At 40.2% G+C, this 19,414-nt stretch carries 19 protein-coding genes; 16 read left to right on the forward strand and 3 right to left on the reverse strand.

The features are described from left to right. Window positions 1-370 precede the first annotated feature (370 nt). From A2294_00795 to A2294_00850, 12 genes are all read left to right on the forward strand, one after another. A complete protein-coding gene (locus A2294_00795; GenBank protein ID OGH85294.1) occupies window positions 371-1,138 on the forward strand; it encodes a 30S ribosomal protein S2 in 768 nt (255 codons plus the stop codon). A gap of 21 nt (window positions 1,139-1,159) precedes the next feature. Continuing rightward, window positions 1,160-1,582: a 50S ribosomal protein L11 gene (locus tag A2294_00800; protein OGH85295.1), complete on the forward strand. Its 423-nt coding sequence runs from the start codon at window positions 1,160-1,162 to the stop codon at window positions 1,580-1,582. 63 nt (window positions 1,583-1,645) lie between these two features. Then, window positions 1,646-2,005: a hypothetical protein gene (locus A2294_00805; protein ID OGH85296.1), complete on the forward strand. Its 360-nt coding sequence runs from the start codon at window positions 1,646-1,648 to the stop codon at window positions 2,003-2,005. Between the two features lie 57 nt (window positions 2,006-2,062). Further along, a complete protein-coding gene (locus A2294_00810) occupies window positions 2,063-2,743 on the forward strand; it encodes a 50S ribosomal protein L1 (GenBank protein OGH85297.1) in 681 nt (226 codons plus the stop codon). Window positions 2,744-2,831: 88 nt separating this feature from the next. Continuing rightward, on the forward strand, window positions 2,832-3,368 hold the full coding sequence (locus A2294_00815; GenBank protein OGH85298.1) for a hypothetical protein: 537 nt from the start codon (window positions 2,832-2,834) through the stop codon (window positions 3,366-3,368). 171 nt (window positions 3,369-3,539) lie between these two features. Next, complete coding sequence (locus A2294_00820; protein OGH85299.1) at window positions 3,540-4,100, forward strand: hypothetical protein; 561 nt, start codon at window positions 3,540-3,542, stop codon at window positions 4,098-4,100. Between the two features lies 1 nt (window position 4,101). Next, window positions 4,102-4,950 (forward strand): hypothetical protein, encoded by an 849-nt coding sequence (locus tag A2294_00825; protein ID OGH85300.1) that lies wholly within the window; start codon window positions 4,102-4,104, stop codon window positions 4,948-4,950. Between the two features lie 158 nt (window positions 4,951-5,108). Beyond that, window positions 5,109-6,581 carry a hypothetical protein gene (locus A2294_00830; GenBank protein OGH85301.1) on the forward strand — a complete coding sequence of 491 codons (1,473 nt, stop codon included), beginning with the start codon at window positions 5,109-5,111 and terminating at the stop codon, window positions 6,579-6,581. Between the two features lie 3 nt (window positions 6,582-6,584). Continuing rightward, window positions 6,585-7,256 carry a hypothetical protein gene (locus tag A2294_00835; GenBank protein OGH85302.1) on the forward strand — a complete coding sequence of 224 codons (672 nt, stop codon included), beginning with the start codon at window positions 6,585-6,587 and terminating at the stop codon, window positions 7,254-7,256. A gap of 8 nt (window positions 7,257-7,264) precedes the next feature. Then, window positions 7,265-8,281 (forward strand): hypothetical protein, encoded by a 1,017-nt coding sequence (locus tag A2294_00840; protein OGH85303.1) that lies wholly within the window; start codon window positions 7,265-7,267, stop codon window positions 8,279-8,281. Window positions 8,282-8,283: 2 nt separating this feature from the next. After that, the gene (locus A2294_00845) at window positions 8,284-9,846 is read left to right on the forward strand and encodes a glutaminyl-tRNA synthase (glutamine-hydrolyzing) subunit B (protein OGH85304.1); all 1,563 of its coding nucleotides are present in this window, start codon (window positions 8,284-8,286) and stop codon (window positions 9,844-9,846) included. A gap of 119 nt (window positions 9,847-9,965) precedes the next feature. Beyond that, window positions 9,966-12,005: an excinuclease ABC subunit B gene (locus tag A2294_00850; GenBank protein OGH85305.1), complete on the forward strand. Its 2,040-nt coding sequence runs from the start codon at window positions 9,966-9,968 to the stop codon at window positions 12,003-12,005. Window positions 12,006-12,073: 68 nt separating this feature from the next. On the opposite strand, the gene A2294_00855 is transcribed toward A2294_00850, so the two are convergent. Next, complete coding sequence (locus A2294_00855) at window positions 12,074-12,961, reverse strand: hypothetical protein (protein OGH85306.1); 888 nt, start codon at window positions 12,959-12,961, stop codon at window positions 12,074-12,076. Between the two features lie 222 nt (window positions 12,962-13,183). Between A2294_00855 and A2294_00860 the strand changes: the two genes are divergently transcribed. From A2294_00860 to A2294_00875, 4 genes are all read left to right on the forward strand, one after another. Next, on the forward strand, window positions 13,184-13,402 hold the full coding sequence (locus tag A2294_00860; GenBank protein OGH85307.1) for a hypothetical protein: 219 nt from the start codon (window positions 13,184-13,186) through the stop codon (window positions 13,400-13,402). Window positions 13,403-13,466: 64 nt separating this feature from the next. After that, window positions 13,467-13,850 carry a hypothetical protein gene (locus A2294_00865; protein OGH85308.1) on the forward strand — a complete coding sequence of 128 codons (384 nt, stop codon included), beginning with the start codon at window positions 13,467-13,469 and terminating at the stop codon, window positions 13,848-13,850. A gap of 274 nt (window positions 13,851-14,124) precedes the next feature. Next, window positions 14,125-16,776, forward strand: coding sequence for an excinuclease ABC subunit A (locus A2294_00870; GenBank protein ID OGH85309.1), 2,652 nt, complete (start codon window positions 14,125-14,127; stop codon window positions 16,774-16,776). A gap of 227 nt (window positions 16,777-17,003) precedes the next feature. Further along, on the forward strand, window positions 17,004-18,239 hold the full coding sequence (locus A2294_00875) for a hypothetical protein (protein OGH85310.1): 1,236 nt from the start codon (window positions 17,004-17,006) through the stop codon (window positions 18,237-18,239). A gap of 37 nt (window positions 18,240-18,276) precedes the next feature. On the opposite strand, the gene A2294_00880 is transcribed toward A2294_00875, so the two are convergent. Together A2294_00880 and A2294_00885 are read right to left on the reverse strand one after the other, a co-directional pair. Beyond that, window positions 18,277-18,729, reverse strand: coding sequence for a hypothetical protein (locus tag A2294_00880; GenBank protein OGH85311.1), 453 nt, complete (start codon window positions 18,727-18,729; stop codon window positions 18,277-18,279). 115 nt (window positions 18,730-18,844) lie between these two features. After that, on the reverse strand, window positions 18,845-19,414 hold the full coding sequence (locus A2294_00885) for a hypothetical protein (protein ID OGH85312.1): 570 nt from the start codon (window positions 19,412-19,414) through the stop codon (window positions 18,845-18,847).

Raw genomic sequence — 19,414 nt, forward strand, 5'->3', positions numbered from 1 at the left:
TCCACAAGCATCTGCTCTTTGCTCTGGTTGTAATCCACCGTCACACTAAAGGGCATACTGCCAAAGGGCAGCTTAGGGAGATTCTTAGCCATCTTCTGCTCCTTTGTTTGTGAAAAGAACAAGACAGATAGTTTTATCATATTTTAAAGAAAATGTCAAGAGAGAGGCCTTATTTTGCTTAAAATCCTCCCCTCTTGACATCTGCCCGCCCCCTCTGCTATACTAATCTCACGTTAATTTAACTTAAATAATCACAGCTTTCCCAGCTTCTTTCCTTTTGCTCCTCCCCTTTCATTTAGGGGCCCAAAAGGAACGGGACAAGCGGTTCCGTACTTTGCCTAAAAACAAAGACGATAAAAGGAGATAATTTATGTCCTATCAGATACCCTCAATTTTAGATATGCTTAAAGCTGGTGTTCATTTTGGCCACCAGTCTAACAAGTGGCACCCCAAAATGGCGCCTTTTATTTTTACCCAAAGAAATAAAGTGCACATTTTTGATTTGGAAAAAACCCAAGCCAAATTGGCTGAAGCTTTGGAATATCTTAAAAATGCCGCGGCCCAAAATCGCACTTTTTTAATTGTCAGCACCAAAGAACAGGCCAAACCAATCATTAAAAAGTATGCGGAAGAGGCCGGCGTTCCTTATATCACCGAAGGTTGGATAGGAGGCCTTTTAACCAACTTTGATGAAATCCATCAAACTTTGTTTAAAAAATACAAAAAATTAAAAGGTCTGAAAGAAACCGGCGAAATAACCAAATACACCAAAAAAGAACAAATCCGTTTAATGAAAGAATTGGATAAAATGGATAGATATCTTTCCAGCGTGGAAAAAATGGAAAGAAAACCCGACATTATTTTTATTGTTGACTTAAAAACAGAAAAAACCGCTTTTGAAGAAGCTTTAAAAATTGGCACTAAAATAGTGGCCATTTGTGATACCAATATCAATCCGGAAAAAATTGATTATGTCATTCCGGCTAATGACGATGCCACTCATTCCATTGAAATGATTGTTAAATTGGTGGCGGAAGCAATCAAAGACGGCAAAGCCTTGGGCGCTTCAACCGCTTCAGCAGTTAAAACAGAAACCGACAAGAAAAAAGAAACTGTTTCCAGTGTTTTTGCCGAATAAACAATAATTTAAATCAATCATATGGCTAAAAAAATAAAGACAATTATCAAATTGCAAATTCCCGCGGGGCAGGCCAATCCAGCGCCGCCAATCGGTCCGGCTTTGGGTCAACACGGTTTAAACATTGCCGAATTCTGCCAAAAATTTAATGCCGCCACTAAGGAAAAAATGGGTGAAATTACCCCGGTAGAAATTACCGTTTTTGAAGACAGAAGCTACACCTTTATCACCAAAACTCCTCCTGTGGCCGAATTATTAAAAAAAGCTGCCGGTATTACTAAAGGTTCTGGCAAACCCTTGCAAGAAAAAGTAGGCAAAGTCACCAAGGCGCAAGTTAAAGAAATCGCCGAAAAAAAATTGCCTGATTTAAACTGCACCACAGTGGAATCAGCTATGAGCATGGTAGAAGGCACAGCCAAGCAAATGGGACTTACAGTGGTTTAAATTATCTAATATTATTCTTAAAATCACAGGCCACAGAATCTTTTATATCTTAAACCAAAAACTATGTCCTCTAAATCTCAACTCATCCGCACCATTTATCTTTACGCCGTTTCCTTAATCACCCTGGTCATGATTATAATTGCCTCTTCCAGTTTAATAAACCTGGGATTAAAAACTTGGATTTTCACCAAAGCTGATCGTGCGGAATTTTACGAATCTTACCCGATAGCAATTGATTCCAAAACCAACGTCACTTCCACAGCCGAAGACAGAGAAAGATTTAAAAAGGATCAAGAGGAAAGATATGTAATTCAAAAACAATCAGAGGCAGTTAGATCTTTTTCTATGCTTTTAGTGGCCCTTCCTTTATTTTTCTTTCACTGGAGATTGTCTAAAAAAGATAAAGAAGAAAAAGAAAACTAAAAATAATTAACGTGGGAGAAATTTTGAAAAAATTTCATTAAAACCACAAACGCAAATATGCGCAGCAAAAAATATCTTAAATTAAAATCCCAAGTGGAAAGAAAAAAAGCTTATTCTTTAGAAGAGGCTATTGAGCTGGTGAAAAAAACTTCCGGTACAAAATTTGATGCCACTTTAGAGGTACATTTACGTCTGGGTATTGATCCTAAAAAAGGCGAAGAACAGATTCGCGGCACCATTGTGTTGCCTAACTCTTTTGGTAAATCCAAAATTGTCGCGGCCTTTGTGGAAGCCGGCAAAGAGGACGAAGCCAAAGCTGCCGGAGCCGATTTGGTTGGCGCGGAAGAAATGATTGAAGAAATCGCCAAAACCCAAAAAATTAATTTTGATGTAGCCGTGGCTACCCCTTCGATGATGCCCAAACTGGCCAAAGTGGCTAAAATTTTAGGACCTAAAGGTTTAATGCCTAACCCTAAAACAGAAACAGTGGGACCTAATATTAAGAAAATTATAGAAGAATTAAAAAAAGGCAAATTGGCTTTTAAAAATGATGATGGCGGCAACATTCACGTGGCAGTAGGCAAAGTTTCTTTTCCTACCGACAAAATTTTAGCCAACTTGCAAGCGGTTTTAGACGTAATTAAAAAAATCAAGCCGGCTTCTTCCAAAGGCACTTATATTAAAAATTCCATTTTAACATCCACCATGGGTCCGGCTGTAAAAATTCAAGTTGTTTAACTGTTTACAGGCCAATTAATAAAAGCTATAATAAAGAGCGGGGACAATCCCCCGCTTTTTATTAATTATTTTTTGGGTTTTTTAAATTATGACGCCAACAAATTTTGTCCGCCCTTCTTGGGATGAATACTTTATGGCCATGGCCAGAATTACCGCCACCCGGGCTAATTGTGACAGGTTGCACACCGGCTCTGTTTTAGTGAAAGATAAAAGAATTATTGCCACAGGCTACAATGGCGCTCCCCCAGGCCTGCCCACCTGCGATGAAGTGGGTCATTTACTAGAAGATGGCCACTGTGTTAGAACCATTCATGCCGAACATAACGCTATTTTACAAGTAGCGCGCTTGCAAGGCGCCTCTACCGAAGGAACCACCCTTTACACCCTCTATTCCCCTTGTATTCACTGTGCTAAATATTTGGTGGCGGCCGGAATCAAAAGAGTTGTCTATGATAAAGTCTACCGCAATCCGGAAGTAATTGATTACTTAAAAAATGCCAGCATTGATGTTGACCGGCATCAAGAAAACAAAAATTGGCTGACCGAATTAAGAGAACTGTTTAAGGAAGAAGCTACCGAAGTAAAAGCCAAAGAGGGTAACGTTAAAATGGAGGGCAAGAGATAAAAAATTATTAGAGTAAAAAGCATTCTTTTGTTTTTTCGCCAGCGAGGACTGTTTGAACCAGGCCCAATGCCGGGAGATGCAAGTTTAATAAAAGATACTCGGGCCGTTTTCCGACGCAGTCGGAAAGGCGAGTTCCGCAGCCAGAAAAAATAAAAGAATGATTTTAATAATATGGATGTTAATAAAAAAGTAATTTTAGGATTCACAGGACTTATCGCCAGCGGCAAAGGCACGGCGGCTAAATATTTAGAGGAAAAACACGGTGCCGCCACTTACCGTTTTTCCACTATGTTGCGCGACATTTTAAATCGCATTTATGTAAAACAAACTCGTGATAATTTAATTAGACTTTCGGAATTCATCCGCGACGCTTATGGCGAAGATGTAATGGCCAAAACCATTGGTCAGGATGCGGAAAAAGACGAACGGAAAATTATTGTCATAGAAGGCGTCCGACGTCTGGCTGACATCAGCTATTTAGGCCAACTTCCTAATTTTGTTTTAGTGGAAATTTTTGCTGACCCTAAAATCAGATATGAACGTTTGATCAAACGTGGAGAAAATGCCGATGACACTAAAAAAACTTATGAAGAATTTTTAGCCGACCATCAGCGTTCTACCGAACTTTCCATCCTAAATGTAATCACACAAGCCAAAGAAAAAATAGACAACAATGGCAATTGGGAAAACCTACACCGGCAATTAGATGATTTGGTTGCCAAATATACGTAATATGTTAATTGATTTGCATACTCACACCACTTTTTCCGACGGGCTAATGAAAGTGGAAGAATTGGTGGAAAAAGCCGGGAAAAGACGCCTTAAATTATTGGCCTTAACCGATCATGATACAGTGGCCGGACTTTCTTTATTTTTAAAATTGTGCCGAAAAAATAAAATACCGGCCATCGTAGGAATTGAATTGAGCACGGAATTGGAAGGACAGGAGTTGCATATTGTGGGATACAATTTTAATCGTTTTTTTAAACAGCTTTTACAAATTTTAAAACAACAGCAACACAAAAGAATAGAACGCGCCCGTAAAATAATTGCTCGTTTTCAAAAAATCGGCATTTATTTTGACAAAAAAACAATTCAAAACCTGCTTAGTCAACCTAATGTAGGCAAACCGCAATTAGGACGTGCTATTTTGCAAGGCACCTCTAACCAAAAAATACTAAAAAGGGTTTTTAATTTTCAAGGCAATCTTTCCGATTTCATTGGCGGATTTTTGGATCAACCGGGACAATTCGGTTATGTGCCTAAGAAAAAATTGGATAGTATTAAGGCGATTAAACTTATCTCATCAGCCGGGGGGGTGGCGGCATTGGCCCATCCGGATTTGGATTTAACTAATCAACAGCGCGCTGAGTATTTTATCAAAAAATTAAAACAAGTAGGATTGTGGGGTTTAGAAAATCCACATAATCGCTTAGAGGCGCAGCCTTTTTTTCAAAAGCTGGCGCAAAAAAATAATCTGGTTTTAACTTTTGGCTCAGATACACACAATATTAAAAATATAGGAGTAAAAATTAAAAAGGAGCAATTTAAAAATATCTTGGGGTTGTTAACGCAAAATTAAATCCGTCTTAATCTTTTTTTAAAAAAGTAAAAAATGATCAAAAAAATTCAAATTTTGTAATACTATCCAACCCCCAACCGGGTTGGTTTTTTTATTTGTAAAACCACTCTGTCTATGCTACAATATCTAAACAAAAATTCTTAATTTTACCCATAATTATGGCCGAAAAAGGACCACAGGAGGAAAAAAAATCTAATGAACTTTCTGTTTACAGCTTGGATTATTTAAAACCAGAAGTGGTAGCTGTGGCCTTTGCCAAATGTTCTCGTTCGCCAGAATCTTTTGCCGATATCGCCGCGGAATTAACCGATGCCAAATCCGCTGATTTTCATGAAAAATGGGTGGTGGGCTATGGACATTCCAGTGTAGCGGAACACGCCACCTTGCATATGGCCATAGAAAACGTTTCCATTTTGGCCACCAAAGCAATAGAAGACAATCGTTTAGCCTCTTACACGGAAAAATCCACTCGCTATCAAGTTTTTGATAAAACCAAATACTACAAACCGCAAAATATTCTAAATTCATCCTTGGCTGAGGAATATCAAAAAACCATGGATTATATTTTTGATACTTACACAGAGATGAATGAGCCTGTGAAAGAGTTCATTACCAAAAAATATCCGCGCGCAGAGGAAGAACCGGAAAAAATTTATAATGTCATTACCAAAGCGCGTATTTGTGATAATATTCGCTACCTTTTGCCCACCGCTACCCTAACTAATCTAGGTATGACCGCCAACGCTCGCGCATTTGAACACGCCATTGTTAAACTTTTGTCTCATCCCTTGGAAGAAATGCGTACTATTGGAGAACAAATGAAAAAAACAGCCCTAGAAATAACCCCCACTTTGATAAAATTCGCCAATGCCAATGAATACCTTAAACAAACTCCAACTAATTTAACCAATCTCTCCATCAATTTTTTGCCAACCGACAGCGCACCTGTTAACCCTGTAGAAATTGTACGATACGATGAAGAGGCGGAAGACAAATTAATTACCACACTCCTTTATCGCGGTTCCAATCTTCCTTACAAACAAATCTTAAGTGAGGTAAAAAAGATGCCCCAAGAAGCTAAAGAAAAAGTAATTGATGAAGCTTTAAAAAATCGAGCGGCTTTTGATGCTCCTTTGCGTGAACTGGAACACATCTATTATACTTTTGACATTTTAATGGATTATGGCGCTTTTCGCGACATTCAACGCCACCGCATGAATACGCAAACCAACCAGGATGTCACCATTGTACATGGTTATGAAACTCCGGAAGAAATTGTAGAGGCCGGCTTGCAAGACAAATTTAAAGAAGTAATGAATCGCGCCGTGGATCTTTATCAAAAAATTTATCCGATTTTCCCCAAAGAAGCACAGTATGTAGTGCCTTTGGCTTTTAGAAAACGCACACTTTTTACTTGGAATTTGCGGGAATTACACCATTTTATTTCCCTTAGAAGCGGCAAAAAGGGACACATTTCTTATCGCCGCATTGCCCAGGCTTGTTGGGAAAAATTAAACCAAGTACATCCCCTCTTAGCCAAGTATATTAAGGTTGATATGAGCGAAGGATCCTCTTCTTGGGCCTCTACCATGTTCAAGCCGGAGTATTCTTATAAACCAAAAATGGACTAAAGTATGTTTATCATGATAGATGGCATTGATGGCAGTGGCAAAAGTTTGCAAGCAGAACTGCTGATTAACCGTCTAAAAAAAGAAAATTACCCGGTGGAAATAATTAGTTTTCCGCAGTACGGACAAAAATCCGCCGCGGCCATTGAAGAATACCTTAATGGATTGTATGGCACGGCCGAAGAGGTGGGACCGCATCGCGCCTCGGTTCTTTATGCCGTGGATAGATTTGCCGCCGCTCCTAAAATAAGAAATTGGCTGCAAGAAAACAAAATTGTTATTGCCAACCGTTATGTCTCCTCCAACATGGGACATCAAGGGGGCAAGATTAAAGATAATGAGGAAAGAAAAAAATTCTTTGAGTGGAACGATGATCTGGAGTATAATATCTTTGGGATACCCAGGCCGGATCTTAACATAATTTTACATGTCACCGCCTCAATCGCTCAAGAATTGGTAGATAAAAAAGCGGCCCGCGAATATTTAGGTAATACCAAAAAAAGAGATTTACACGAAGCGGATATAGAACACTTAAAAAATGCGGAAAAAACTTATTTGGAGATCTCGACCTCTTTTCCTGATTTTCATTTGATAGAATGCGTGGAGAATGAAAATATTTTGCCTCCGGATAAAATCCATGAAAAAATTTGGGATCTAATTAAAGAAAAATTAAGTTAATTAATTTTATGAATTTAAGAAACAAATACGCTCTTTTTTATGTTTTAGGCCTCCTTAGTATTATTGTACCGGTTATTTTAATGCCGGCTTCTTTAAGACAAAACCTTAAAGCCTACATCATAATCTTTATTGTTTGGTTGGCCTTAAGAATCTACATCAACTACTGGTATGGCAAAAAAATAAATTTACCCAACACCGCTCATTTTTGGTCCAGTCTTTTTGTGGATGTGGGTTTTTTATTCATGCTTGGATTTGATCGCCAACTTTTGCCCGCTCTTAGTATTTTTAAAGAAGCGCTTAATATCTTTAAAGTTAACTGCAAAACTTTCCTAAAAATTCTTGGCTGGCTTTTAATTCCAGCGGTGCTTTTAATCATACTTAATATTTTTGACACTTTAACGAATCTTAAATACGTTAATTACAGTTTTCCAATTTATCTTTTGTTGTCAGCTTTAAGTTTTATCATTGGACTTTGGACGCAAATTGTCTTAATCAGATTAACCAGTGCCAGCTTAACTAAAGAACCTCTTAATGAAAAAATCCTTTACACGGAAAGCTGGAGGGACACCGCGCCATTTTTATGGATTTCTATTTTAATGGGTCTTATCATCATGGCCGGCACAATTCTTTTAGTGATTCCCGGCTTAATTTTTACCATCTGGTATTTATTTTCCCTTTACATCTTTGCTGTTGAAGGCAAGCGCGGTTATAGCGCCTTGCAAAGAAGCAAAGAACTGGTGCAAGGAAAATTTTGGGCAATAGTGTGGCGTCTGGTTGTCACTGGGTTTTTTTATGGGTTGATCATCTTTGTAATCATCGCCATTCCCACTTTAATCATTGGATTGATCACTCAATTTAATCAATTTTCTTCTGTCTTTTCTACTATGCCCTGGTGGCTAAACGCCCTGCAAAGCGTGACAGCTATCTTGGTCCTACCTTTAAATATCGGCCTCATGACTATAATGTTTAAAGATTTGAAAGATAATTCCCCCGCCCCGGAATCAATCCCGGCTAATCTAAACTAATTATGTATCAGCCGGTAATAGGACTAGAAATTCACCTTCAATTAAAAACTAAATCCAAAATGTTCTGCTCTTGCGATAATCGCGGAGAATATTTAGAGCCCAACACCACCATTTGTCCTATTTGTACAGGGCAGCCCGGCACGCTCCCGGTTCCTAATCAACAAGCGGCCGAGTGGGCGGTAAAAACCGCTCTGGCTTTAAATTGTCAAATTAATAAAATCAGTAAGTTTGATCGCAAGCACTATTTTTATCCCGATTTACCCAAGGGCTATCAAATCTCCCAATACGATTTGCCTGTTGGCGAAAAAGGTTTTGTGGAAATAGAAACTAAAGAAGGAGAGGAAGCGCTGGATAAATTAGTAGAGGAGGAAATACACGGGACAGAAAAAAAATCCAAGCCTTTAAAAAATAAAAAAAAGATTAGGCTGATCAGAATGCACATGGAAGAGGACGCGGCTAAAAATATACACTTGAGTGGCGATACTTTGGTGGATTTTAATCGCGCCGGCACTCCGTTGGTAGAAATTGTGACCGAGCCGGATATTTCTTCCAGCGCCGAGGCCAAAACTTTTTTGCAGGAATTGCAAACCATTGCCAGATTTTTACATATTTCCGATGCGGATATGGAAAAAGGACATCTGCGCTGTGATGTGAACGTTTCTCTACGACCGGAAGGCGACACTAAATTTTATCCCAAGACAGAAATCAAAAATTTAAATTCTTTTAAAGCCGTGGAAAGGGCCATTGAATACGAAATAAAAAGACAAAGTGAGTTATGGGATAAAGGAGATATTCCGGAAAAATTAACCACCCGCGGCTGGAACGATGCCAAACAAATTACCGAAGAACAACGTGTTAAAGAAGGTGCCGAAGATTATCGTTATCTACCTGAACCAGATATTCCTGCTTTTGATTTGACCAAAATTGCCGAGAGGGCTCAAGCTAATTTGCCAGAATTGCCAGCGCAAACCAGAAATCGTTTTGTAGAAGAATACGGACTTTCCAAATCCGATGCCCGCATCTTAACTTCCGAACCGGAGTGGGCGGAATTTACAGAAAATGTTTTTAGTGAAGCTTGGGAATGGCTTACTTCCCTGCCGGAGATGGAAGGAACGGAGGACGAAATTATGGACAAAAATCGCGCCCGGTTAGGAAAACTAGTTGGCGGCTGGCTCACTTCTAAATTAATGGGGCTGATGGCGGAAAACAAAATTGATATTAAAATTTTAAAAATTACCCCGGAAAATTTTGCCGAGTTTATCAGTTTAATTTATACCAATAAAATTAACAGCGCCAACGCCCAATTATTACTGGCCAAAATGTTAGAAGCCGGCGGCGACCCTTCCATAATTATGGAAGAGAATAAATTAGGACAAGTAAAAGATGATGATTTAATTAGTAAAGCAGTGGATAATGTAATAAAAATGAATCCGGATCAAGTAGAGCAATACAAAAACGGAAAAGTGGCCGTAATACAATTTCTGATAGGCAAAGTGATGAAGGAAACACAAGGACAAGTTGATCCGCAGACCGCGAAGGAAATGCTGGAAGAAAAGTTGAAATAAATGAGTAGGGACATAAAAAGACAGATTACTTTCTGTCTTTTTTGGTATTAAAAAAACAGCAACCGAGGAACACCTCAACCTTGCCTTTAAGCCAAAACTGCGCTAAACTGCACTTATCTATGCCCCAATTTAAGATTAAAGTCAAAATTAAGCCAGCTGGAGACCAACCTCAAGCCATTGAAAAATTATCCCAAGGGTTGCAAAAAGGATACTCCGCGCAGACCTTGCTTGGCGTCACCGGCTCTGGCAAAACCTTTACCGTTGCCAATGTAATTGCCAAAACAGGGTTGCCCACTCTTGTAATTGCCCACAACAAAACTTTGGCCGCCCAGCTCTGTAATGAATTTCGTGAAATTTTTCCGGATAACGCCGTGGAATACTTTGTTTCCTATTATGATTACTACCAACCAGAGGCCTACCTTCCCTCTTCCGATACCTACATAGAAAAAGAAGCGATGATCAATCAAGAAATTGATCGCTTGCGCCATGCCTGCACCCAAGCACTACTCTCCCGCCGTGATGTTATTATCGTCGCTTCTGTTTCCGCCATTTATGGCTTGGGCTCACCCAAAGAATATGAAAAAATTGTTTTGCATTTAAGACGCGGCCAAAAACTTAGCCGACGCGAAATGCTAGAACAACTTATTGAAATGCAATTCACCCGCACTAATAGTGAATTGAAACGCGGCTCTTTCCGCCTAACCGGACAGGTTTTTGAAATTATGCCGGTGAATGAAGAAATGATCTATCGTTTTGAAATTGGCGAAAAAATAAATTTGATTGAACTGGTTGACCCACTTACTCGCCAAATAAAAAGAGAACTGCCCGATGCTTGGTTTTTCCCTGCTCGGCATTATGTAGCCAGCCCCGAGTCGCGAGAAATGGCTTTTAAAAGTATCCGCCAAGAACTGGAACAGCAGTTGCAACTATTTCAAAAACAAGGAAAAATTTTAGAATACGAGCGCCTAAAACGCCGCGTTAATTACGATTTGGAACTCATTAAAAATATAGGTTATTGCAATGGCATAGAAAACTATTCTCGTCATTTTGAGGATCGCGCTACCGGCGAGCCACCTTTTACGTTACTGGACTATTTTAAAGAAGGTACTGGAAAATTTTTAACTGTGCTCGATGAATCCCACGTGACAGTTCCGCAAATCCGCGCCATGTATAGTGGAGACAAAGCCCGCAAAGATATTTTGGTAGAGCATGGCTTTCGCCTCCCCTCTGCACGTGATAATCGGCCCCTAACCTCTGATGAGTTCAACCAAAAGATTGAGCAAGTAATTTATGTCTCCGCCACGCCAGCCGAATTTGAAATCCAAAATAGTGAGCAAGTGGTGGAACAAATTGTCCGCCCCACTGGTTTAATTGATCCGGAAATAATCATCAGCCGAATTACTGGAAAAGGAAAAGAAAAATCACAAATTGAAGATTTACTGATTAGAATTGACGAACGCATTGCCAAAAAAGAAAGGGTTTTGGTCACCACACTCACTAAAAAAATGGCAGAAGATTTATCCGATTATCTGCTAAAGAAAAAAATTAAAGTAAAATATTTGCATAGTGGTATTGATACTTTGGAACGCATTGAAATTATTACCGCCTTGCGCAAAGGTGAGATTGATGTGATTGTGGGTGTGAATTTGCTTCGCGAAGGATTGGATTTGCCAGAAGTTACACTCGTGGCCATTTTAGACGCGGACAAAGAAGGATTTTTGCGCAGCCGCACCAGTTTAATTCAAACCATTGGTCGCGCCGCCAGAAATGTCAACGGCCAAGTTGTTATTTACGCCGACCAAATCACTGAATCCATTAAAATAGCAGTTGGAGAAACAGAAAGACGCCGCGAGATTCAGATCGCTTATAATAAAAATCATGGTATCACACCTAAAACAATTGAAAAAACCATCCGCAACATTTTGGAAGAATTTGGCATCACCGCCAAAGCCAAAGTCCCTAAAAGACGCACGTTATCAGAAACCACCAAGTTGGATATTTTAGGAGACGGCCGACCGGTGACGGAAATCATCAAAGAAAAAGAAAAGCTGATGCGCGAGGCGTCGGCGGAATTGGAATTTGAATTAGCTGCTATTTTGCGCGATGAAATAAGTGAACTTAAAAAAATAAATGCGACCGCGCAAAAGGCTAAAAAATAAATAAACGCTACAAAATTGATAATAAAAAAACTCTGATCATTGCTGATCGGAGTTGTTGTTAGACTAACTTACTTGAGGCCGTTCAAAACCTCAAAGTATCGCCGCGCCAAGGCCATTTCCACAGCCAGACTCATGGCGGCCGGGGTATAAATTTCCACCGAAAGATTATTATCCCGCAGGTGTCCCAATATTCTAGGCTTCAATTCTTCCAGTTCTTTTGTCGATTTGGCCCAAGCGGCAGTACTAACGCTTGTCTTGGCCAAGCTATCCACAACAAAGAAGGCGCCAATCTCATCAGCCATGTCAGGAGATTCCTGAATTACAGCCTCGAGCATTACCCTTGCCTCTTCACTATCCACAAAGTCAAAGGAAAAACCATTTGAAAGTCCCTTAGCAGTGGTTCGCACTTCGCCCAACTTAAAGTGTAAGGCGCAGACGCGGGCCAAATATTCCACCTGCTCATAAGTCAGCCCAAAACCAGTCAGAAAATGCTTCATTTTCAAGACGATTTCGCCAGAGGCAATTTCATGTCCCTTGAAACGGAAATTTGGCCGTATTCCGTCCGGTTTCATTCCCTGGAACTCCCGCCGGGTGAACTTTCCTAAATCATGCAGAGCCGGTGCAATAACCAGACACAGTTCCCACTTATTAAAGTGGCCGACCAACTCCGCGCCCAATCTCATCCCAGCCGGAGAAAAAACAGGACCAATAAATTGACCAGTATATCCTCTAGCATTATCAATCTTTTTACTGTGGGTGATGACTCCCCACTCATGCCAATTGGTTTCGTGCATGCGAGGATCATCAGGGTTCAGGGCAAAAGCTTGGCGGTAAGGGTCTTTCTTATCCTGATACAATTTGTCGTTCAGGATTAAAGCCCGTGCCAGCATGGGCATAATTTCAAAGAGCCTTGTCTGGATCGTGTCTGCATCCATCTTCTTCTGTTCAAAAATCATTTTCTTCTCCCTCTAAAGCTACCTTAATTTTATACTTTTTTAGGATTCTGTCAAGGCTATTGACAAAAAGCCCAAAATGTGCTATACTTTAAGGTTAAATTTGTTATTTTAAAGCTGATTTCTCCCTATTTGTGCCTTAAAAATCTTTAAGATAAGGTAGAAATAGGGAGAAATCCCAAGGCAAGTGCTATACCCAATTTCCACGGGTTAAAGTGGGAAAAGATGGAGGGAAAAATGAGTCTTTCATTAAAGATCCGGTTGTGGGGATTAGCGGCTCTGGTAGTACTGGCGGGAACAGCCGCCATCATTAATGAGGGCGCGGACACTGAGCCGGCCAACAATTCCACCCAGGAGACGAATCACCACGACCCCAACAGCTTCGAGGGGTGGTGCGATTCCATCAACAACAGCAACGTGAGTTGCCCCGGCCAAGACAAGTAGTTCCCTGTGCCCTAGTGGTACCATACCCAAGTCGCGAAAAAATCGTTCAAAAACGGAGGGACTAATGAATAACGGCGATCTCGTCTTCAACAGCAGCCCCAACCACATCAACGACAAAGTAGTGGAAGTCGGTGTGGTCAAGGCATGGGGGTGGGAGCAAATCTTGGGAACTCGGGGCATCTCGGCTCGAGTTGTCCAGTTCCGGTCTCCTGATGGACAATATCGGATCAACTACACCGGCGATATGCTGACAGCGGAGGAAGGCTACGAGTTCCTCAAGCAGCACTTCAAGCTACGGCAGGAGAGGTCGGGCGATGGCGACATCAAGGGGATATCCTTCCCCCGCTACCGCAAGTCCCGGACCATGAAAGAACTCGCCACCTTCGTAAAGGAGATGTTCGACACCCTGGCCAGGATCCCTGGTCATGCCTGGCTGACCGTTTCCTAGAACAACCTGTTCCTAACTCGCCCATGGCTAACGCTGTGGGCTTTTTTATAATTGCTAGTGAGCCCACAAGCGGAAGCGTGCTTCCATTTGGGGCGAACGACGCAATTTCAAGCGCCGTGGCAGCGCTTATTTTTACGCCCTCACCACTCATCGCCCATCTTGACTTTTCAGCCCAAAAATGTTACAGTAACAACAAACCTAACTTATCTACTACCCCCTAGCAAAATTTTGCGGGGGAATTTTGGGCTTATACAATCAATATTTAACCAATTTTATGCAAGACAAAATCATTATCAAAGGCGCACGCGAACACAATTTAAAAAATATCAGTTTAGAAATTCCCCGCAACAAAATGGTGGTCTTTACTGGTTTGTCCGGCTCGGGCAAATCCTCACTCGCATTTGACACCATCTTTGCCGAAGGTCAGCGCCGCTACATAGAATCCCTATCCGCCTATGCGCGGCAGTTTTTGGGCGGCATGCAAAAACCAGATGTTGATGAAATTGAGGGTCTTTCCCCTGCTATCTCCATTGATCAAAAGGCTCACAGCGCCAATCCCCGCTCCATCGTAGCCACTATCACGGAAATCTATGATTATCTGCGTGTTCTTTTTGCGCGTATTGGAGATCCACATTGTCCAATCTGCGGCGGAAAAATAGAAAAGATGACCACTGATGAAATCAAAGAACATATTTTTAAAAAAATAGATGAGATCAAAAAAGCCAACACGGCCAAAGATCCGTTAGAACTCTCTATTCTTTCTCCAGTAGTGCGCGGTCGCAAGGGTGAATATTATCAAATGCTTTATGATATTTATAACTCCGGATATTTGGAAGCGCGGGTGGATGGCAAAATCAAAAGTTTGCGTAATCAAATAATTTTGGATAAAAATGCCAAACACACAATTGAAATTGTCGTGGATAAAATTCCCATGGCGGAAAAATTTAAGACAGCGCAATCGGAATTAGGAAAATACAAAGTGAAAGATTTGAGCTCCAAAGAGCGTCTGGCCGAAGCGATTGCCAATGCTGTGGAATTATCTAACGGCATTGCCGCCGTAATTTTTCCCGATAAAAGCGAACAAATTTTTAGTACCGAATATTCTTGCCCCAACGATGGTTACAGTTTCCCAGAAATTGAGCCCCGTCTTTTCTCATTTAACAGTCCTTATGGATATTGTGAAGCCTGTACGGGACTTGGCACAGAATCTTTATGGAGTGATAATGTTTGTCCGGTTTGCCAAGGCAAAAGATTAAACCCCAACGCGCTTAATGTTAAAGTTGGCGGTAAAAATATTTGGGAAATAACAACTTTAAACGTTAGTGAAGCCCGAAACTTCTTTGAAGATTTAGCCAAAAAATTAAATACTACGGAGGAAGAAATTGCCGGAGCAATTTTAAAGGAAATTCAAAACCGCCTGGGATTTATGTTTGACGTGGGTTTGCATTATCTAACTTTAAATCGCAAGGCTGGTACTCTTTCCGGTGGAGAGGCGCAACGCATTCGCTTGGCTTCACAAGTGGGCACTAAACTTGTCGGTGCACTTTATGTTTTGGATGAACCAACAATTGGGTTGCATCAAAAAGACAATGCTCAATTAGTTTCCACTTTGCGTAAAATTTGTGATAGTGGCAACAGTATTATCGTGGTGGAACATGATGAAGATACAATTTTAGAAAGCGATTGGATAACAGACATCGGTCCCGGAGCCGGCAAACACGGCGGGGAAATAATTTTTTCCGGCCCCTTGGAAAATTTACTGGCGAACAGCAAAACAACAAAAGAAAAATCTTCATGTCAAATTATCGGCGATCCAGCCAAATCCTTAACCGGCAAATATTTGCGCGGCGAGTTAAAAATACCGCGGCCAACACAACGCCGCAGTGTTGACAAAAGCCAACCCAGAATAAAAATAAAAGGTGCCAAAGAACATAATTTAAAAAATATCAATGTAGAAATACCTTTGCGCCGTTTTGTGGCCTTAACTGGAGTATCTGGATCGGGTAAATCAACTTTGATGCATGATATTTTACTTCCAACCGTGGAAAGCCGTTTGAATCGTTTAGCTTTACCCAAAAATATTTCCAGCGTGAGCGGCACAGAATATCTTGACCGCGTAATTGTTATTGATCAATCGCCCATTGGCAGAACCTCTAGAAGCAACCCCGCTACCTACACCAAGGCTTTTGATCACATCAGAGAAATTTTTGCCGCCACAGAAGAAGCCAGAATCCGCGGTTTTAAACCTAGCCGTTTTAGTTTTAATGTGCCGGCCACACCGTCCGAGGAAGGCAGCCACAGGGGCCTGGGCGGACGCTGTGAGAATTGCGAAGGCAAAGGCGTGCTAGAAATTGAAATGCATTTTTTGCCCAGCGTGCAGATTGTTTGCGACGTTTGCAAAGGCAAAAGATTTAACCAGGAAACTTTGCAAGTGCACTACAAAAGCAAAAACATCTCTGATATTCTAAACATGACCATTGCCGAAGCTGAAGATTTTTTTAAAGATATTCCGTTCATTTATGACAAGCTCAAAATTCTTAATGAGGTGGGTTTGGATTATCTAACGCTTGGACAATCAGCCACCACCCTTTCTGGCGGCGAGGCCCAACGTATCAAATTATCACGCGAATTAGCCAAACACGGAACTACAAAAACTCTATACTTATTAGATGAGCCCACCACCGGCTTGCATTATGATGATGTGAGAAAATTACTGGAAGTCTTGGAACGATTAGTTAATCAAGGCAATACCATAATGGTGATTGAACACAATTTGGATGTAATCAAATGCGCCGATTGGATTATTGATTTGGGCCCGGAAGGCGGCGATGGCGGCGGCGAGGTGGTGGCAGAGGGTACTCCGGAAGAAGTGGCTAGACAAGTTGGCAGTTATACGGGAAAATATTTAAAGAGGATGCTAAAATAAAAAATGGTAGTAAGAGTGGTTTAAATTATTTGTAAAAAACTATAGCGGAAAAAGATCAGAAAATTAGAGATTTTTTTGAGGAAAAATAGTGGTCGGAAAACTTTTTGCTGAAGGCAAAAAGGCAAACGGGCAACCACGTAATTTTTCCGAAGTAAAAAATCCTAATTTTCAATCTCTTGAAGCGTGTTTTTTAAAAATAATTTAAGCCACTAGATAAAACATCATTTATGATCAATCTTAAAAATATTCCTAACTCCCCCGGCATCTACCTCTTTTATAATTCCCAAAAAGAGTTGATTTATGTTGGTAAAGCCACTTCCTTGAAAAATCGCGTGCGCAGTTATTTTGCTGGCCCTCAAAATCCCAGGCCAATTGAAATAATGATCCACGAAGTCATCAATATCAAATGGATCACCACTGATTCTGTTTTAGAAGCCATTATTTTAGAAGGTAATTACATTAAAAAATACCGTCCCAAATATAATATTGACTGGCGCGATGATAAAAGCTGGAATTATCTTGTTATCACTCGTGAGAAATTTCCCAAACTTTTGGCTGTGCGTGAACATGAAATAAAACAGGGTGCCAAAGTGGCGGAATCAAAATATAAATATCTCTTTGGGCCCTATCCCAATTTGAATACCCGGGCCACTTTAAAAATTTTACAAAAAATATTTTTCTTTTCCACTTGTAAGCCAAACCAAAAACGGCCGTGTTTTAATTATCAAATTGGTTTGTGTTTAGGCGTTTGCACCGGAGAAATTACAACTAAAGATTATTCACATAAAGTCATTGCGCCCTTAGTGCTTTTTCTTAAAGGCCAAAAAAAAAGTTTGCTGAAAAAATTGACGAGCGCAATGAAATTGGCGGCTAAAGAAAACAACTTTGAAGAAGCCAGCCGCTTGCGCGATCAGATTTGGAATTTACAAAAAATCCAAGACATCGCACTTTTGAATAAAGATTTTGTCAAAGAAAAAGAAGCGACTCAAAAAAAATCAGTCCTTATTGAAGGATATGACATCTCTAACTTGGGCACCACTGGCAAAGTTGGCAGTTTAGTTGTCTTTAATGAACTCGGTGCAATTAAATCAGAATATAAAAAATTTAATATCAAAACAGTTACTGGACAAAACGACGTAGATTGTTTAAAAGAAATTTTAAAACGCCGTCTTAATCATTGGGAGTGGCCTTTACCAGATTTAATTTTGGTTGACGGTGGCAAACCGCAAGTGAACGCGGCTAAACAGATATTAAATGAAGAAAAAATAAATTTGCCACTGGTGGGTATTGCTAAAGGTAAGGCTCGTAAAAAAAATGAATTTCATTTTGCAGCGGCTAAGAACAGTGAGGAAATTATTAAATGGGCTTTGCAAAACAAAGATCTACTTATAAAAGTCCGCGACGAAACTCATCGTTTTGCCATTCAATTTCAAAAACAAAAAAGAAAAATCCCGCGCGGTTAAACCACTGCGGGATGTTTAAAGCTAAGTTAAGAAGCTGTTAGTTGACTTGGAAATCGTAATCAAAGGGATTTTTCTTACCCTTAGGATAAAAATTGATCACCAACTTCTGTTGATCTCTTTCCACACGCACGGCAAATTCATAAATTACCTTGGGACGATGGAACATCTCGCGAGACTTTTTCTCCAACCAATTGGGCTGCTGGACCTTGGCAAACCACTCTCGCAAATAAGACTGGTTATAGTATGGATCTTGAGGCACCCCAACAAAGGCGACCCAGTAATTCAAACTATGGACGATGCTGTTGTCTAATTCCACTTGCACGTTAGACAAATCTCCACCAGACTGAAGAGCCTTATTTAGCAAACGGGTCAAGGCTAAATAAATCTTCTTCAAAGGGTCTGACTCAAAAAAAAGACTATGCTTTAAATCGCCATGCGGGTAATCCGGCGAATAAGCAATGGCACAAAAATAAACCTTAAGAACTTTCATGATTTACTCTCCTTTGTGAAAGAACCTTTTTTTATCAATGAAGCACAAAAAAAATTAACCCCAGACAACAGTGAAGATTACCACGTATCCTCAATAATGTCAACCCCCTCCGATTTTACACTCCGATTCTAGAAAAACTATATTCCCTTACCACGATCTTACCATCTCTTTCTTCTTTTAAGCATTTGAGTTTTTTAAATTCAAAAGAATTGGCAATTATTCTAACGTTTTTCCCAGCCTCTTTAATTATTTTATCTTCTAATTCCCACATCATTCTGGGTAGCAAATAAGTGAAAATTACATCGGCTTGTGATAAATCCATTGCAAATAAATCTTCTTTTTTTATAACAGCAGAAGAGCCCAGGGTTTTTCCTTTAACCCAGGCCAAAAGAAAAACACAGGGATTAACTTCTATACCCACGCATTTACTTCCCTTAATTTTAGAAGCTTCAAAAACCAAACGACCATCTCCGCAACCCAAGTCGTAAACCGTTTCTCCTGCTTTAATATCAGCCATTTTAATCATCATCTTAATGGCCCGGCGACGCGAAGAAACGTAAGGGGCTGTATTACGACGTGTTAAATCGTTTATTAAACTGCTAAAAGGAACAATAATAAAATAAAATATGGCGATTAAAAAAAATACCGACCCTAAAATCGCCAAAAAATAAAGCGAAAAAAGCAT

This window comes from Candidatus Magasanikbacteria bacterium RIFOXYB2_FULL_38_10 (assembly GCA_001783145.1).
GTDB lineage: Bacteria > Patescibacteriota > Patescibacteriia > Magasanikbacterales > UBA10003 > GWC2-40-17.